This window comes from Lentzea sp. NPDC037011, from assembly GCF_055607425.1.
The window spans coordinates 666,075-683,118 of record NZ_JBVJRT010000002.1 but is presented as its reverse complement, the minus strand read 5'-3'; the positions used below and the strand labels follow the sequence as shown (position 1 = coordinate 683,118).

Genomic DNA, 17,044 nt, shown 5'->3' with positions numbered 1-17,044 from the left:
GTGGTGCAGAACGGGATCCACCTGCTCGTGCTGCTGGCCGCGGTGTTCGCGGTCGCGTGGCTGGGCCGACGCCTCGCGCGGCTGCTGCGGATGCCCACCGTGGTCGGGGAGATCGCGCTGAGCATCCTGCTCGGACCGGTGCTGCTGGCCGCGTTCGGCAGGGGCGTGTTCACCGCCGTGCTGCCCGCGGCCGTCACCGGTCCGCTGAAGCAGGTCGGTGAGGCGGGGCTGGTGCTGTTCCTCGTCGGCGTCGTGCACCACCTCGACCGGGGTGCGGGCGGGTGGCGCGGCCGGGCGCTGGGCCGGATCAGCCTCGGTGCGTTCGCGGTGCCGCTGCTGACCGGTCTCGTCTTCGCCGCCTGGGCGGTCTGGCTGGCACCAGCGGACGTGCGCGGCACCGCACCGGCCACCGCGCTGGTGATCATGCTCGCGGTCGCCATGTCCGTGACCGCGGTGCCGGTGCTGGCGCGCATCCTGGAGGAGCGCTCGGACCTGGGGCGTGCCTCGGCGCTGTCGATGATGGCGTCGGTGCTGATCGACACGCCGGCGTGGTTGCTGCTGACCGTCGCGCTCGGGCTCGCCGCCGGTGGTCTCGGCGGCGTGTGGCTCGCGTTCGCGACCATCGCCGCCGGCGGGCTCGTCGCGTGGGCCGGGCACCGGGCGCTCGGCTCGGCACCGGCCGAGGCGTTCGCCGCCGCACGGCCGCGCACGACCGCGCTCGTCCTCGCCGTCGTGGCGCTCGGTGCGGGAACGGCGGTGCACTCGCTCGGTCTCACGGCCATCTTCGGCGCGTTCCTCGTCGGTCTCACGGTGCCGGGGACCGAGGCGTGGTCGCGGGTCGTCACGCTGGTCAGCGGCGTGGGCCGGGCGTTCGTGCCGGTGTTCTTCGTGGTGGCCGGCGCGACGCTGTCCACCAGCGGGGTCTCCGCGTTCCCGTGGGTCGGCGTGGTGCTGGCGGTCGTGCTCGGCGTCGCGGGCAAGGTCGGCGGCGGGTACGCCGGTGCGCGCTGGGGCGGCGAGGACCGGGTCACCGCTCTGCGGGTGGGCGTGCTGGTGAACACCCGCGGGCTGACCGAGATCGTGGTGCTGCAGGTCGGTTTCACCGCCGGCCTGCTCACGCCCGGCCTGTTCGTCGCCCTGCTGGTGATGGCGCTGGTGACCACCGCGCTCACCGGCCCGCTGCTCGACCTCGTCACCCGGCGGGTCGGCGCGGCCCGAGAGGAGGTCCCGTTGTGAGCACCCAGTTCCGCTCGCTGATGGCGGCGTTCCCGACCGGTGTCGCGGTGGTGACCGCCTTCGACCGGGACGGCACGCCGTGGGGCATGACGGTGTCGTCGTTGTCGAGCGTGTCGCTGGACCCGCCGACGTTGCTGGTGTGTCTGCGGTACCTCAGCCCGACGCTGGACGCGTTGGTGCACAACGGTTCCTTCAGCGTGAACCTGCTGCACGACGGTGCCAGGCCGGCTGCGGAGCTGTTCTCGTCGGGCGACCCGTCGCGGTTCGAGCGGATCTCCTGGGAACGCCCGGAGTCCGTCGGCGGGCCGCACCTGGTCGACGACGCGCACGCCGCGGCGGACTGCGAGGTCGACCACATGCACCGCACCGGCACGCACGTGGTGGTGTTCGGCAGGGTGGCGCGGGTCGTGCACCGGTCGGCCGCGCAGCCGCTGCTCTACGGCCTGCGGCAGTACGCCTCCTGGCCGCAGATGGCGTGAGGAAGGGCCCCTGCCGCGGCAGGGGCCCTTCCTCGTCGTGCGTCAGTACGAGCCGAGCAGCCACTCCGCGGTCACCCGGATCGCCGGGGCCTGCCAGTGCGCGTCGACCGGCGGGCTGATCTCGACCAGCCGGCTCGGGCAGGTGAGCGCCTCCACCGCGGTGCGCGACGAGGACACCGGCACCGCGGTCGGGCCGGTGCCGTGCACGACGAGGGTCGGGGCGGTGACCACCGGCAGCACGCCGCGCGGCTGCAACCAGAAGACCTCGTTCAGCATCGCCCTGCCGACGACGAACGTGTCGGAGACCCGCAGGTGCCCGTCGGCGAGCAGCGCGCGTGCCGCCTCCTCGCCCAGGAAACCGCGCGACCACGCGGGGTGGGCGTCGGCGAAGTGCTCCTGGTAGTCGATGAGCGGGTTGTACAGCACGACCTTCGCGACCTCGTCACCGCGCCGTGCGGCGTACCCGGCGGCGACACCGCCGGTCAGACCGGTCGCGACGAGCGCGGCCGGACCCGCACCCACGTGGTCGCGCAGGTGTGCCAGCGCGGCGCTGATGACGTTGAGCAGACCGGACAGGCTGAGCTCCTGCTGGGTGCCCTCGCTGGCGCCGTGGCCGGGCAGGTCGACGCGCAGGGTGGCGACGCCGAGCTGGGCCAGTTCGGTGGCGAGCCGCAGGTAGAACCCGCCCTGGTCGCGGTCGGAGCCCTCGCCGTGCAGCAGCAGGGCCGTGCACCGCAGCTCTCCGGCGGGCAGGACGGTGGTCGCGGCCAACCGCAGGCCGTCGTGTCCGCGCACAGTGGTCGTGCGCTGGTCGAGATCAGCGGTGCGCACTGGCATGCCAGGCCTCCTCACGAGAGTTTGCCCCAGTGTCGGCGGTGGACGGAGCACCGCGCGCCCGTGACCGCGGAAACCGTTGTGTCGTGCGGTATGAACGGGTGAGGCCGGGGTGCGCTGGGGGATGTGGGGCCGTCCGCGGGAGCGCGACGATTCAGCCATGAGTCCGGTGCACACGAACGTACTGTCGGGCGTACCCCACTGGCAGCAGCGGCCCAAGCGCGTCACCGTGCTCGGCGCGGGGGTCGCCGGCCTGGTCGCGGCGCACGAGCTGGAGCGGCTGGGCCACAGCGTCCAGGTCCTGGAGGCACGGCTCGCGGTCGGCGGCCGGGTGCGCACGCACGGTTTCGTCGGCAGGGGCCCGCTCGCCGAGCTGGGTGCCATGCGCATCCCCGCCTCGCACCACCGGACCATGCAGTGGATCGACCTGCTCGGGTTGAGCGACCGGGTGCGGCAGTTCCGCACGCTGTTCTCCGACGACGCCAGCTACCTGGAGACCCGCTCCGGGCACTTCCGGGTGCGCGAGGCCACGAAGGTGCTGGTCGAGGAGTTCCGCGAGGGCCTGCCGCCCGGCGAGTACCGGGAGGAGTCCGTGCTCGCGGCGGCCTGGCTGACCGCCAGCGTCAACGCCGTCGCGCCCGGCGCGTTCCGCACCACCGTGCACAGCGACCTGAACCTCGAGCTGCTGGACCTGCTCGACGGCATCGACGTGCGGCCGTTCCTCGCGAGCACCGGCGGGGTGGAGCGGGTCGACGTCAACCGGTTCTTCGCGGGCAACCCGAAGTTCGCCGCGCGCAGCCGGCTCGCGCACTTCTTCGACGACATCACCGTCGAGACGTCCTCCGCGCTGTTCCGGCTGGAGGGCGGCATGGACCAGATCCCCGTGCGGCTGGCCGAACGCCTGCGCGGCCCGGTGCACCGCGGCCGCGAGGTGGTCGGCCTGCACGTGCGCCCGGACGGCGTGGTCGTGGAGACCCGGCGCGGCCTCGACGTCGTCGCGAGCCAGTGCGACTACGTGCTGTGCACCGTGCCGTTCTCGGTGGTGCGGCGGATGCGGCTGAGCGGGCTCGACGACGACAAGCTCGCGACCGTGCACGACATGCAGTACTGGCCGGCCACCAAGGTCGCCGTGCACTGCCGGGAACCGTTCTGGGAGAGCGACGGCATCAGCGGCGGCGGCTCGTTCACCGGCGGCCTGGTCCGCCAGACCTACTACCCGCCGGTCGAGAGCGACCCGCGGCTCGGCGCGGCCCTGCTCGCCAGCTACACCATCGGCCCTGACGCGGACGCGCTGGGGCAACTGCCCGCACAGCAACGCGAACGCGTGGTGCTGGACGAGCTGAGCCGCATCCACCCCGAGCTCAAGGCGCCGGGGATGGTGCTCGACGTGGTGACCCAGGCGTGGGGCGAGGACTTCTCCAGCATGGGCGCCGCGTCGGTGCGCTGGAGCAAGGACGTCGCGACCTCCGAGGAGGAACGGGCGCTGGCGGCCGCACCGCAGGGCACGCTGTTCTTCGCCGGTGAGCACTGCTCCACCTACCCGGCCTGGATCGAGGGCGCGATCGAGTCCGGTCTGGCCGCGGCGCAGGAGATCCACGCGGCCACCCCGCTCGAACGCCCGCTGGCGGCGTCCGGCTACCGCCGCATGCGCGGTGGTGCGGCATGAACGACGGCACGAGCCACGACGCGAACCGCGGCATGAACGACGGAACGGACCACGGCGTGAGCCGCGGCATGAACGACGGCACGAACCGCGGCGCGCACCACGGCATGAGCCACAGCACGAACATCGAGGAGAACACCGTGCTCGACACCGAGGTCGTCATCGTCGGCGGCGGTCCGACCGGCATGGCCACCGCGCTGGAGCTGCGGTCCCGCGGCGTGGACTTCGTCCTCGTGGAGGCCGGTGACGGCAGTGTCAGCCACCCCAAGGTCTCCAGCATCGGGCCGCGGTCCATGGAGTTCTTCCGCCGCTGGGGCATCGCCGACGACATCCGCCACTCGGGCTGGCCGGAGGACCACCCGCTGGACTGCGTGTGGACCACCCGCATCGGCGGCCACGAGCTGTTCCGGCTGGACCGCCACACGATGGGCACCCGCCCCGACTTCCGGCACACCCCGGAACCGGACGCGATCTGCCCGCAGCACTGGCTCGGTCCGTTGCTGCGCAAGGCGGTCGGCGTGCACCCGGACGGACCGGTGCGGATGAGCACGCGGCTGGAGTCGTTCACCCAGGACCCGGCCGGTGTGCTCGCGGTGCTGAGCGACGGCACCTCGGTGCGGTCGCGGTACCTGATCGCGTGCGACGGCGCGAGCTCGCCGATCCGCAAGCAGCTCGGGATCGCCGCCCCGCCGGTGCACGACACGCTCGTGTTCCGCAACATCCTGTTCCAGGCGCCGGAACTGCGTGAGCGGCTGGGGTCCGCGGTCGCGAACTTCTACTACCTGATGATCTCCTCGGCGCTGCGGTTCCCGGTCCGCGCGCTGGACGGGCGCGGGCTGTACCGGCTGACCGTCGGCCTGCAGGGGTCGCCGGAGTCGACGCAGGACGCCGAGACGCTGGTGCGCACGGCGATCGCGTTCGACACGCCGGTGGAGGTGTTGTCCGACAACGAATGGCACCTCGTGCACCGGGTGGCGGAGAACTTCCGCTCCGGGCGCGTCTTCCTCGTCGGCGACTCGGCGCACACGCTGTCGCCGTCGGGCGGTTTCGGCATGAACACCGGCATCTGCGGTGCCGCCGACCTCGGCTGGAAGCTCGCAGCGGAACTGCGCGGCTGGGCCGGACCGGGTCTGCTCGACAGCTACGCGCTGGAACGTCAGCCCGTGGCGTTCGAGGGACTGGAGGAGGCCAACCGCAACCTGGAACGGGCGATGCGGCGCGAGGTCCCGCCCTTCCTGAACGACGACACCCCGCAGGGCGCGGCGATGCGGGCGAAGATCAGCGAGGGCCTTCAGCGCGGCGGCGTGGCCCGCGAGTTCGACGCGCCGGAGATCCACCTCGGCTTCACCTACGCCGGGTCACCGCTCGTGATCGACGACCCCACGGCCGAGAACGTCGAGGACCGCAGGCCCAACACCCGGCCGGGTTCCCGCGCACCGCACGCGTGGGTGAAGGAGTCGATGTCCACATTGGACCTGTTCGGGGACGGGTTCGTGCTCGTGCACTTCGCAGACTCCGACCGGCTCGGCGAGTTCACGGCGGCGTTCGAGTCGCGCGGAATCCCGTTCAGCGCGGTGCGGCTGGACCAGCCGGAGATCGCGCAGGCCTACGAGCGGCCGTTCGTCCTGGTGCGGCCGGACGGGCACGTGGCGTGGCGCGGCACCGAGCTGCCCGCGGACGCCGGTTCCGTGGCGGACGTCGTGCGCGGAGGTGCGCGGTGAAGCCGTTCTCGTTGCGGGACTGGTCGGACGCCGACCTGCGCGACCCGTTCCCGGTGTTCGCGCGGTACCTGGCCGCCGGACCCGTGCACTTCGCGGACGGCACCTGCTACGTGTTCGGCCACGACGCCGCCGTGCAGGTGCTGACCTCCTCCGCGTTCGGCCGCCGGTCCCCCTCGGGCGGTGGCAGTCCGGTGACGCGGTCGTCGGCGTTGCGCACGATGGTCGAGAACTGGCTGGTGTTCCTCGACCCGCCGCGGCACACCGAGCTGAGGTCGGTGCTGACCAAGGAGTTCTCGCCCTCGGTCGTCACGAACCTCCGGCCGCGGATCGCCGCCATCGCCGAAGAGCTCCTGGCCGGCCTGCCGATGACGTTCGACCTGGTGGAGCGGTTCGCAGCCCCGCTGCCGATCCTGGTGATCTCCGAGCTGCTCGGCGTACCGCGCGCGGACTGGGGGTGGCTGCGCGCGATGGCCGTCGACCTCCAGCAGGCCAGCAGCGTCCGCGCGGCGGCCAACCCGGACGCGCACGCCGTCGCCGACCGCGCCGCCCAGGAGCTGCGCGACTACTTCCTGACACAGGTGGAGAAACGCCGGTCCGACCCCGGCGACGACCTGGTGTCGTTGATGGTGTCGGCCCAGACGCGCGGCGAACCGCTGTCGTCGGACGAGATCGTCGGCACCTGCGTGCACCTGATGACCGCCGGGCACGAGACGACGACCAACGTCCTGGCCAAGTCCGTGCTGGCACTGGCCGCCCGCCCGGCCGCGCTGGCCGAGCTGCGCCGCGGCGTGACCCCGGCGGCCGTCGAGGAGCTGGTCCGGTTCGACCCGCCCGTGCAGGCGGTCGGCCGCTGGGCCCACGAGGACGCCGTCGTCGCGGGCTACCCCATCCCCGCCGGCGCCAAGGTGATGGTGGTGCTCGGTGCGGCCAACCGCGACCCCGCACGGTTCACCGCACCCGACTCGCTGCTGTTCGACCGCCCCGGCGGCCGCAACACCGGCTTCGGCCTCGGCATCCACTACTGCCTCGGCGCCACCCTCGCCCGCGCCGAGCTGGAGATCGGCCTCGGCCTGCTCCTGCCCGCGCTGGGCGGCTTCAGCACGGGCGAGGTGGAGTTCCCACACGACATCGTGTTCCACGGCCCGCACCGCGTGGTCGTGACGCGGCGCGGCTGATCACCTCCTGCGGCCGGCGACCAGGGCGGCGCCGGCCAGCAGGGTCAGCACGCCGAAGGCGATGGTGACGGCGATGCCGAGGCCGAGGACCTGCGAGCCCACGTTGCCGATCAGGAAGAAGACGAGTGCGGTCCAGAGCAGGGCACGGGTCGCGCTGTTGTTCGTTCGGGTGTTCGTCATGCCGGAAACGCTAGTGACCAGGGGGTTCCGCGAGGATCCCGCCAGCTGCCGGGTTCGGGGTGGAGCAGGCTCCACCTCACCCCGGCTGCCGGAGCAACCTGCGCCCCCACACCACCCCGGCCGCCGCCAGCACCAGCCAGGCCGCCCCGGCAGCGACCGACCGCGGTGAGCCGAGGTCGAGCACGGCGTCACCGAGGAACGCGGCCACCAGCGTCGTGGGCACCAGCCCGATCGCGGTGCCCAGCCCGAACGACACCGGCCGCACCGCCGTGACGCCGGCGCCGTAGTTCGACGCGGCGAACGGCACGACGGGCAGCAGCCGCAGCACGACCGTGGCCGCGAGCCCGTTCGTGGCGAACACCTCGTCCAGCACCCGCAACCGCCCGCTGCCCAGCCTGCGCGCCACCGCCTCGCGTCCCAGCAGGCGACCGGCCCAGAAGGAGATCAGGGCACCCGCGGTGAACGCGACGACCGCCAGCGCCGCACCGGTGACGACCCCGAACAGCAGCCCGGACACCGTGGCCAGGACGGGTTTGGGGAAGAACAGCGGCGTGCCGAGTGCTCCGAACGCCAGGAACGCGAGCGGTGCCCACGGGCCCAGCGCCCGCATCGACGTGCGCAGCTCGGCCACGTCGGGCAGGTCGGTCAGCGCGGCGGTGACGACGAGGGCGACGACCAGGACCGCCAGCACCAGGGCACGCACGTCACGCATGGAGGCTCTTCTCACCCGGTGCCGATCTCCTCGTCGGTCAGCCCGGCCACCACGGCCTCGGCCGGCGCGACCAGCTGCTCCTGCCCGACCGGCGACATGGCCCAACTGTGTCAGAACGTCCAGACCGCGTGCCTGCCCGGGCCCACGACCAGCGTGGAGTTGCCGATGCGCTCCTCGTGCCGCGCGACGCCGCGGTTCAGCGCGAACTCGATCCGCTTGAGCCCGGTCTGGCCCATCCGCACCTTGTCGAACCGCATGGTGGTGCCGCCGCGCGACGCCGTGACGCCACCGGCGTCGGCCTTGAGCTTGAACCCGCCTGCCCGCAGCAGCGGCACGGTGCTCGCGAAGTCCCGTTCGGTGACGGCGAGCCGGACGAACGTGATGTCGCGCATCAGGCGGTCGCGGTAGTTGTCCGGCAGGTAGCGCTCGCGGCCGACGTCACCGGGGTAGCGGGCGGGCTGGGTCTGGCCGCGCGGGTCGGCGAAGTACTCGTCGCGGTACTCCATCGCCCACGCACCGAAGCGGTCGTACTGCTCGAAGCCGAGCACCGCGTCGAACCACGGCACCGGCACGTGGTCGCCGAAGTCGCGGGTCTGCACGAACTCGAACGGCGGCACACCGGAGGCGGCCAGGCGGGAGCGCACGGCCGTGATGTCGCCGTCGTGCTCGGTCGACAGGCCCAGGCCCGCCGAGCCGAGCAGGCCGTCCTGGCCGGGGACGTCGCCGACGCCGAAGATCTCCAGGTAGGTCTCGCGGCCGCGCAGGTAGCGGCCGGTCCACACCTCACCGCCCGCGCCGGTCGTGGTGCGGACCTCGAAGTCGGCGAACGCCCTCAGGTAGGCGGAGTGCTCGACCGCGTCGGCCGTGACGCGGTCGTAGGTGCCCCACGCGTGGTTGTAGAAGAGCAGCTGCCGCTCCCCCGCCTGTGCGGTCCCGCCGGACACCACCGCGAGCAGTGCGGCCAAGATCATGGATACCGTGCGCCGAATCCCCATGGTGGGATCGTAGGAAGACCCGCTCGACCCGGACTCAAGTCAAACCAAGGGGGAACAGTTGCCGGACGCCAGCTGGCCGGTCCTCGCTCCGCTGCTCCAGGCCGCGACCGCGGGACGTGACCTGCTCGACGACACCCTCCGCCGCCTCGGGCCGGACGCGGTCACCGCGGCGCTGCTGGCCGAGATCGGCGAGGTGGAGCACGACGTCCGCCTGGACCTGCACTTCGACGGCGTCACGACGAGCCACCTGCGCACCGGCGCCGACCTCGTCGTCTCCCTGGACCTCGCCGACGCCGTCCGCACCCTCTACGGCACCGAGCGGCGGTGGCCGAGCCTCGCGGTCAGCACCCCCTCCGCCGGGCTCGACGAGGGCGGCGTGGGCGCGTGGTTCCGCGGCCGCCGCGACTACCCGGCGGCCGTCGAGGCGGTGCTCACAGCGCTGCGCCCGCCGCAGGAGGACCTCGGCGCGCTGGCCGTGCGGTTCGGCTCGGACAAGTGGGGCGACCTGCACTGGTACACCCAGCACTACGAACGCCACTTCGCCCGCCTGCGCACCGAACCGGTGCGGGTGCTGGAGATCGGCATCGGCGGCTACGACGACCCGGACAGCGGCGGTGCCTCGCTGCGGATGTGGCAGCGCTACTTCCGGCGCGGCCTGGTCCACGGCCTCGACATCACGGCGAAACCCGGTGTGACCGGCCCGCGGATCACGACCGTGCAGGGCGACCAGTCCGACGCGGCGTTCCTCGACGCGCTGGGCACGCGGCTCGGCCCGTTCGACGTGGTGATCGACGACGGCAGCCACCTCAACGACCACGTGCGGACGTCGTTCCACGCCCTGTTCCCGCACGTGCGCGCCGGCGGGCTGTACGTGGTCGAGGACCTGCAGACCGCGTACTGGCCGAGCTGGGGCGGCGCTCCCGACGGCGGCGCCGGCACGTCGATCGGGATGCTGAAGTCCTTCGTGGACGGCCTGAACCTGGCCGAGGTGGCCGACCCGCGGGTGAACGGCGGGTACGTGCAGCGCAACATCAGCGGGATCTCGTTCCACCACAACATCGCGTTCGTCGAGAAAGGACTCAACGCGGAAGAGGGCGGTCCGGAGTTCCTGCGGACGCTCTGCTGACCGACGGCGGGTGCCACGCGCTTCGGCGTGCTCACCGGCGGGTGCCAGCGCCGGTCGGCCCGCAGCACCTGGTGCACCAGCACCACGTCCGGGCGGGCACGGGTGCGGCCCACCGGTGCTCCGGTTGCAGCGCCTCCACCACCCGGAGCACCCGCCAGGACAGGTCCTGGCGGGTGAGGTCCACCCCGGTGCCGGGTACGGCGTGCAGCCACACCGCCTGCCGGGCCACTCCTCCGCCGCCGCGTTCGGCGACGGTCCTGGCGAGCCGCTCCAGCCGGTCGACGAACAGCCCGCCGCCGTCCGTCAGCTGTCCCCGATGTGCCCTCAGCGCGATCCGGCGCGCCTTCGCGATCCCCACCGGGACAGTGAACCCCGGATCACGGGATCCAGTGGTTGCCGCTCACCGTGATCATCACCTGCAGCTGGATGCTCGCGCCGAAGTAGGTGTCGGTGTTGATCGGCGTGGCGAGCATCTTGGCCCACAGCGCGTCCAGCCACGCCTGGCTGCCGGGGTCCGTGGTGGCCGCGACCGCGAACGGCGCCACGAACGCCGCGTCGCTGCCGCTGTTGATCTGCGTGCCGTTGAGCTGGTAGCCGATCGCGATCCTGCCGGGGTCGCCACCGGTCTTGCTCTTGATCCACGAGTTGAGCTTGCGGGCCGCTGCCAGCGACTTCGCGTCACCGGTCAGCGCCGCGTCCGCGCCGATGCGCCACGGGTCGCGGCACGCGTTGTACCAGTACTTGCCGTCGGTCGCCGCCTCCTCCAGCATCTCGCCGACGGCGGGCTTGGCCGTGGAGTTCGTGTCCTGCACGAAGTCCGGCAGCAGACCGGTGCCCGCCGCGTAGTTGGCCTGCAGGTTCGCGATCAGGTCCTGGTGCTTCGCGCGGATCGTGTCCCACGCCGCGTCACCGGTCGCTTTGCGGAACGCCCGGAAGTGGTCACTCATCCAGTCCGACGACCGGGAGCCGTAGTACTGCCTGCTGTTGCCCGAGGTGGACCAGTCGCCCATGAGCAGCAGGTTCGTGTTCGGGTTGACCAGGCTCTTCTTGATGGCGCCGATGTTCTTCAGCGCGATCTGCCGGTAGTTGTAGGTGCCCGCGCTGCCCCACTGCCGATCGGCGAGCAGCAGGCCGTAGGCGGTGTCCATGTCGCCGTCGGTCGCGCTGTCGCTGCCGTTGACGCTGCGGCAGGCGGTGTCCTGTTCGGACGCGAGCAGGTCGGGGTTGTTCGCCGACGGGTGCGCGAGCTTGTACTTCAGCAGGCCGTCGAAGATCTTCTTCGCGTCCGGGTCGGCGCCGGCCATGGTCGCGGTGATGACCATGCCGTAGCCCTGGGCCTCGGCCACGTACGGGAACGCCGCGTCCGGCGAGATGACCTGGTACCAGCCGTTGCCGCAGTTCTGCTTCACGAACGCCGACTTCCAGCGCTGGTAGTAGTCGACGATCTTCGCGTCCAGCGCCGACGTGCTGCCGGAGGGCCGCAGCACCCCGGCCGCGTACGGGGTCTGCCTGCTGCCGAACGGGTAGCCGAGCCCGGACGACGGCGGTGACGTGGTGGTGGTGGTGGTCGGCGGTGTCGTCGGCGGGGTGGTGCCGTCCGCGCTGCCGTAGACCTCCAGCTCCCACAACGAGTAGCCGTACGCCGTGCCGCGGGCCGTGCCGTAGACCCGCACGTACCGGCCGGAGCCGGACACGGTCAGGTCGTCGGTGCCGCCGTCACCGGAGCTCGTCGAGTAGACGTCGCTCCACGCCGAGCCGTCCGGTGAGGTCTGCACGCGGTACGCCCTGGCGTACGCGGCCTCCCAGCTCAGCCTGACCCGGCTGATGGCGTGGGTGGAGCCGAGGTCGACCCGCAACCACTCCGGGTCGTGCCCCTCCACCGACGCCCAGCGGGTCGACGTGCTGCCGTCGACCGCCTTCGCCGCCTCGAACCCGGTCCCCTCGGTCGAGGAGGCCAGCACCGCCTTGCCGCGGGAGACCAGCGGGTCCGCCGCCGACGCACTGGTCACCCCCGCGATGAGGAGACCGAGCACGAGCCCGACCGCCCCGACTGCCGTCGTCGTCCTGCCGCCCACGACCGCCTCCAGCAAATGGTTAACAAAGCTGACAATGCGAGTGGTTGGCGACGCTAGGCAGGTCAGCGGCCTCGGACAAGGGTCGGGACCGGTTGTTGCGCGTTCGGACAGTGCTCAGCACCGGGCGCCCGGCCTCTGGTGCCCAAGTCCCAGACCCGCCGCCCTTCGACGCCCGGCCCCAGACGCCCGACCGCCGAGCAGCCGACTCCGAACGTCCGGCCCCGGACGCTCAGCCCGCCCAGACCGCCCGCACGGCTTCGGCGACCGACTCCGCCTGGGCGTACCCCGCCTCGGCCGCGGGTCGCCGCCGGGCCGGGTCCAGCAGGTTCTTCCCGATCGCCGCGAGCGCCGCGGCGTCGGGGCTGAGCACGATCGACGGCACGCCCAGCCGCTCGGCCTGCGCCTGCGGGGTCGCCGCCTTCGACATGGCCCGCGCCAGCGGCGCCACCACGACCACCCGCTCGCACCCGGCGGCGAGGTCCACGTTGGCCACCGACCGCATCCCGCCGTCCATGTACCGGCGGCCACCGATCGTGACCGGCGGCCACACCAGCGGCACCGCGCAGGAGGAGGCCACCGCGTCCACCAGCGGCACCCCGCTGTCCCGGTCGAAGGCGACGAACCGGCCGTCGGCGGTGTCCACGGCGGTCACCTTCAACGCGCGTTCGGGCCACTCCCTGGTGGACAGCCGGCTCTCGAACACCGCGCGCCGCGACTCCTCCGACGGCGTCGACGCGCGCAGCGCCGCCCTGCCCAGCCGGGCGCGTTTGACCGCGCCGGAACCGGGTAGCGCGTGGGAAAGCGCGTACCGCGCGATCATCCAGCCGGTCAGCCTCGCCGGCAGCTCCCCGTCCGGCGGCAGCAGCTGGCTCGCGTACAGCTCGTCCGGCGCGACCCCTCCGGCCAGCTGGGTGGCGACGACCGAACCGGCCGACGTCCCCACGAGCAGGTCCGCCGCCGCCAGGTCGATCCCCCGCTCGGCGAGGCCGTGCAGAAGTCCTGTCTCCCAAGCGATCCCGGTGACACCGCCACCGCCGAGCACCAACGCGCGTCCGCCAGTCATCCGACCATCTTATTTGGTGGGACGGTTTCCTGACCCGTGGTCGGCCACGGTAGACTTCCGGCGATGTCGAGAAGCGCTGCAACGGGCCTCGCGGCCTGCCACGCTCGGCGTCGAGTCACCACGCAACAAGGGCGCTTCCGACTACTCGGGAGCGCGCGTGAGTGATCTCAGGGCCCTGCTGAACCAGCGGATCGCAGTCCTCGACGGGGCCTGGGGCACGATGTTCCAGCAGGCGGGTCTCACGCCGGCGGACTACCGCGGCACCGAGTTCGGCGACCACCACATGGACGTCACCGGCGACCCGGACCTGCTCAACCTCACCCGCCCCGACCTGGTGCTCGACGTGCACCGGCAGTACCTCGCGGCGGGCGCGGACATCACGACGACGAACACGTTCACCGCCACCTCGATCGGCCAGGCCGACTACGGGCTGCAGGACCGGGTGCGCGACATGAACCTCGCCGGCGCCCGGCTCGCGCGGCAGGCGGCGGAGGAGTTCGGCGGGAGGTTCGTGGCCGGCTCGGTCGGCCCGCTCAACGTCACGCTCAGCCTGTCGCCCAAGGTCGAGGACCCCGCCTACCGGGCCGTCAGCTACCAGCAGGTCGAGGACTCCTACGCCGAGCAGATCGCGGCGCTGCGCGACGGCGGCGTCGACCTGCTGCTCATCGAGACGATCTTCGACACGCTCAACTGCAAGGCCGCCATCACCGCCGCCCGCAAGGTCGCCCCCGAGCTGCCGCTGTGGATCTCGGTGACGATCGTCGACCTGAGCGGCCGGACCCTGTCCGGGCAGACCGTCGAGGCGTTCTGGAGCTCGGTCGAGCACGCGGAGCCGCTGGTCGTGGGCGTGAACTGCTCGCTGGGCGCCGCCGAGATGCGCCCGCACGTGGCCGAGCTCGCGCAGAAGGCCGGCACGTTCGTGGCCTCGCACCCCAACGCCGGCCTGCCCAACGCGTTCGGCGGCTACGACGAGACGCCTGAGCAGACCGCGGCCCTGCTCGGCGAGTTCGCGCGGGCGGGCATCGTCAACGTCGTCGGCGGCTGCTGCGGCACCTCCCCCGACCACATCAGGGCCATCGCCGGCGCCGTGCGGGACCAGGCGCCGCGCGCGGTGCCCGAGGCGCGTCACACCACCCGCTTCAGCGGCCTGGAGACGTTCGAGATCGGCGCCGACACCGGGTTCGTCATGATCGGTGAGCGCACGAACGTCACCGGCTCGGCGAAGTTCCGCAGGCTGATCGAGGCCGACGACCACCAGTCGGCCCTCGCGGTGGCGCTGGACCAGGTCCGCGGCGGCGCGAACCTCCTCGACGTGAACATGGACGCCGACCTGCTCGACGGTGAGCAGGCGATGACGACGTTCCTGAACCTCATCGCCACCGAGCCGGAGATCGCGCGGATCCCGGTCATGATCGACAGCTCCCGCTGGGACGTGCTGCAGGCCGGTCTGCGGTGCGTGCAGGGCAAGGGCGTGGTCAACTCGATCAGCCTCAAGGAGGGCGAGGAGCCGTTCCTGGCGCAGGCCCGCGTCATCCGCGACTTCGGCGCCGGCGTCGTGGTCATGGCGTTCGACGAGCAGGGCCAGGCCGACACGACCGAGCGCAAGGTCGAGATCTGCGCCCGCGCCTACGACCTGCTCACCCGCGAGGCCGGCTTCCCAGCGCAGGACATCATCTTCGACCCGAACGTGCTCGCGGTCGCGACCGGCATCGAGGAGCACAACGGCTACGCCAGGGCGTTCATCGACGCCCTGCCGCTGATCAAGGAGCGCTGTCCGGGCGCGCGCACCAGCGGTGGCATCTCGAACCTGTCGTTCTCCTTCCGCGGCAACGACGTCGTCCGCGAGGCGATGCACTCCGCGTTCCTGTTCCACGCCGTCAAGGCGGGCCTGGACATGGGCATCGTCAACGCGGGCCAGCTCGTCGTCTACGAGGACATCCCCGCCGACCTGCTGGAGCTGGTCGAGGACGTCATCTTCAACCGCCGCGAGGACGCCACCGACCGGCTCGTCACGCACGCGGAGACGGTCAAGGGCCCCGGTCAGAAGCGCGTCGTCGACCTGTCGTGGCGCGAGGCCCCGGTCGCCAAGCGGCTGGAGCACGCGATCCTGCACGGCGTCGTCGACTTCGTCGAGGAGGACACCGAGGAGGCCCGCCAGGCCCTGCCCCGGCCGCTCGACGTGATCGAGGGCCCGCTGATGGACGGCATGAAGGTCGTCGGCGACCTGTTCGGCGCGGGCAAGATGTTCCTGCCGCAGGTGGTGAAGAGCGCGCGGGTGATGAAGCGCGCGGTCGCCTACCTGGAGCCGTTCATGGAGAACGAGCCGTCGTCGTCCGCGGGTGGCAATGGCAAGGTCGTGCTCGCCACCGTCAAGGGCGACGTGCACGACATCGGCAAGAACATCGTCGGAGTCGTGCTGGGCTGCAACAACTACGACGTCATCGACCTCGGCGTGATGGTGCCGGCCGCCAAGATCCTCGACACCGCGATCAAGGAGCACGCCGACGTCATCGGCCTGTCCGGGCTGATCACGCCGTCGCTGGACGAGATGGTCGCCGTGGCCGAGGAGATGCAGCGGCGCGGCATGAAGCTGCCGCTGCTGATCGGCGGCGCCACGACCTCCCGGCAGCACACCGCCGTGAAGATCGCCCCGGTCTACGACGAGCCGGTCGTGCACGTGCTGGACGCCTCACGGGTCGTCGGCGTGGTGTCCGACCTGCGCGACGACCGCCGCGGGCACGAGCTGAACCTCGCCAACCGCGCCGAGCAGGCCCGGTTGCGCGAGCAGCACGAGAACCGCAGGCAGGTGCCGCTGCTCGCCATCGCCGACGCGCGCGCCAACGCCGAGCGGGTCGACTTCTCCGAGCTGCCCGCCCCCGCGTTCACCGGCACCCGCGTGCTGACGCCGTCGGTGGCGGAGCTGCGCGAGTACGTCGACTGGACGTTCCTGTTCCTGGCCTGGGAGCTCAAGGGCAAGTTCCCGGCGATCCTGGAGCAGCCGGTCGCCCGCGAGCTCTACGACGACGCCACGGCGCTGCTCGACGAGATCATCGCGAACGACTCGTTCCAGCCGCGCGGTGTGCACGGCTTCTGGCCGGCGCACTCCGAGGGCGACGACATCGTCGTGGAGGTCGGCGCGGAGACCGTGACGTGGCCGATGCTGCGCCAGCAGACGCAGAAGCCGCTCTCCCGCCCGAACCGCTGCCTGGCCGACTACGTGGCGCCTCAGGGCGACCACGTCGGCGGGTTCGCGGTGACCGTGCTCGGCGCGGACGAGCTGGCCGCGACCTACGAGGCGAAGAACGACGACTACCGGGCGATCATGGTCAAGGCGCTGGCCGACCGGCTCGCCGAGGCGTTCGCCGAGTGGATCCACCTGCGGGCGCGCCGCGACTGGTTCGAGCCGGACGCGGCGCCCGAGCTCGCCGACCTGCACGCCGAGCGCTTCCGCGGCATCCGGCCCGCGCTGGGCTACCCGGCCTGCCCTGACCACACCGTCAAGCGCGAGCTGTTCGACCTGCTCGACGCCGGGCGGATCGGCGTGAGCCTCACCGAGTCGTTCGCCATGAACCCCGCCGCCAGCGTGAGCGGGATGATCTTCCAGCACCCGGAGGCGAAGTACTTCACCGTCGGGCGGCTGGGCCGCGACCAGGTCGAGGACTACGCACTGCGGCGCGGCCGGCCGGTGGCCGAGGTGGAGCAGTGGCTGCGCCCGAACCTGGGTTATGACCCGTCCTGACGGAAAGGCGCACCGGTAATGTGAAAGCGCTTCCCGTCCAGGAGTG

The 17,044-nt window shown here is 72.2% G+C and carries 14 protein-coding genes and 1 riboswitch; of the genes, 7 read left to right on the top strand and 7 right to left on the bottom strand.

The annotated features are described in order from the left end of the window. Complete coding sequence (locus tag ACZ7CH_RS08035) at nucleotides 1–1,236, top strand: cation:proton antiporter (protein WP_458433183.1); 1,236 nt, start codon at nucleotides 1–3, stop codon at nucleotides 1,234–1,236. Further along, nucleotides 1,233–1,715, top strand: a complete 483-nt coding sequence (locus ACZ7CH_RS08030) for a flavin reductase family protein (protein ID WP_360387684.1) — start codon at nucleotides 1,233–1,235, stop codon at nucleotides 1,713–1,715. Before ACZ7CH_RS08035 ends, ACZ7CH_RS08030 begins: the two co-directional genes overlap by 4 nt. A 42-nt stretch (nucleotides 1,716–1,757) precedes the next feature. Here ACZ7CH_RS08030 and ACZ7CH_RS08025 read toward each other — a convergent pair whose 3' ends face one another. Further along, nucleotides 1,758–2,552 (bottom strand): alpha/beta hydrolase, encoded by a 795-nt coding sequence (locus ACZ7CH_RS08025; protein ID WP_470373414.1) that lies wholly within the window; start codon nucleotides 2,550–2,552, stop codon nucleotides 1,758–1,760. A 166-nt stretch (nucleotides 2,553–2,718) separates the two neighbouring features. Between ACZ7CH_RS08025 and ACZ7CH_RS08020 the strand changes: the two genes are divergently transcribed. From ACZ7CH_RS08020 to ACZ7CH_RS08010, 3 genes are read left to right on the top strand one after another with little or no spacing between them, the layout of a single operon-like run. Beyond that, nucleotides 2,719–4,215: a flavin monoamine oxidase family protein gene (locus ACZ7CH_RS08020; RefSeq protein WP_360387679.1), complete on the top strand. Its 1,497-nt coding sequence runs from the start codon at nucleotides 2,719–2,721 to the stop codon at nucleotides 4,213–4,215. Further along, nucleotides 4,212–5,933: an FAD-dependent monooxygenase gene (locus tag ACZ7CH_RS08015; RefSeq protein WP_470373413.1), complete on the top strand. Its 1,722-nt coding sequence runs from the start codon at nucleotides 4,212–4,214 to the stop codon at nucleotides 5,931–5,933. The genes ACZ7CH_RS08020 and ACZ7CH_RS08015 overlap by 4 nt, the downstream gene beginning before the upstream one ends. Then, nucleotides 5,930–7,108 carry a cytochrome P450 gene (locus tag ACZ7CH_RS08010; RefSeq protein WP_470373412.1) on the top strand — a complete coding sequence of 393 codons (1,179 nt, stop codon included), beginning with the start codon at nucleotides 5,930–5,932 and terminating at the stop codon, nucleotides 7,106–7,108. The genes ACZ7CH_RS08015 and ACZ7CH_RS08010 overlap by 4 nt, the downstream gene beginning before the upstream one ends. Here ACZ7CH_RS08010 and ACZ7CH_RS08005 read toward each other — a convergent pair whose 3' ends face one another. The 3 genes from ACZ7CH_RS08005 to ACZ7CH_RS07995 form a co-directional block, all read right to left on the bottom strand. Next, the gene (locus ACZ7CH_RS08005; RefSeq protein ID WP_360387671.1) at nucleotides 7,109–7,288 is read right to left on the bottom strand and encodes a hypothetical protein; all 180 of its coding nucleotides are present in this window, start codon (nucleotides 7,286–7,288) and stop codon (nucleotides 7,109–7,111) included. 76 nt (nucleotides 7,289–7,364) lie between these two features. Beyond that, nucleotides 7,365–8,000: a TVP38/TMEM64 family protein gene (locus ACZ7CH_RS08000; protein ID WP_470373411.1), complete on the bottom strand. Its 636-nt coding sequence runs from the start codon at nucleotides 7,998–8,000 to the stop codon at nucleotides 7,365–7,367. A gap of 110 nt (nucleotides 8,001–8,110) precedes the next feature. Then, nucleotides 8,111–8,995 (bottom strand): DUF5829 family protein, encoded by an 885-nt coding sequence (locus tag ACZ7CH_RS07995; RefSeq protein ID WP_470373410.1) that lies wholly within the window; start codon nucleotides 8,993–8,995, stop codon nucleotides 8,111–8,113. 58 nt (nucleotides 8,996–9,053) lie between these two features. Between ACZ7CH_RS07995 and ACZ7CH_RS07990 the strand changes: the two genes are divergently transcribed. Beyond that, on the top strand, nucleotides 9,054–10,121 hold the full coding sequence (locus ACZ7CH_RS07990; protein WP_458433189.1) for a methyltransferase domain-containing protein: 1,068 nt from the start codon (nucleotides 9,054–9,056) through the stop codon (nucleotides 10,119–10,121). 31 nt (nucleotides 10,122–10,152) lie between these two features. Here ACZ7CH_RS07990 and ACZ7CH_RS07985 read toward each other — a convergent pair whose 3' ends face one another. The 3 genes from ACZ7CH_RS07985 to ACZ7CH_RS07975 all read right to left on the bottom strand — a co-directional run bounded on the left by ACZ7CH_RS07985 (nucleotide 10,153) and on the right by ACZ7CH_RS07975 (nucleotide 13,259). Then, complete coding sequence (locus ACZ7CH_RS07985; protein ID WP_470368495.1) at nucleotides 10,153–10,479, bottom strand: hypothetical protein; 327 nt, start codon at nucleotides 10,477–10,479, stop codon at nucleotides 10,153–10,155. Nucleotides 10,480–10,498: 19 nt separating this feature from the next. Further along, nucleotides 10,499–12,196, bottom strand: coding sequence for a glycosyl hydrolase family 8 (locus tag ACZ7CH_RS07980; protein WP_470373409.1), 1,698 nt, complete (start codon nucleotides 12,194–12,196; stop codon nucleotides 10,499–10,501). A 229-nt stretch (nucleotides 12,197–12,425) separates the two neighbouring features. Further along, a complete protein-coding gene (locus ACZ7CH_RS07975; RefSeq protein WP_470368497.1) occupies nucleotides 12,426–13,259 on the bottom strand; it encodes a patatin-like phospholipase family protein in 834 nt (277 codons plus the stop codon). A 62-nt stretch (nucleotides 13,260–13,321) separates the two neighbouring features. Beyond that, nucleotides 13,322–13,403: riboswitch (S-adenosyl-L-homocysteine riboswitch) on the top strand. A gap of 13 nt (nucleotides 13,404–13,416) precedes the next feature. Here ACZ7CH_RS07975 and metH point away from each other — a divergent pair. Continuing rightward, the gene (gene metH, locus ACZ7CH_RS07970; RefSeq protein ID WP_470368498.1) at nucleotides 13,417–16,998 is read left to right on the top strand and encodes a methionine synthase; all 3,582 of its coding nucleotides are present in this window, start codon (nucleotides 13,417–13,419) and stop codon (nucleotides 16,996–16,998) included. Nucleotides 16,999–17,044 lie beyond the last annotated feature (46 nt).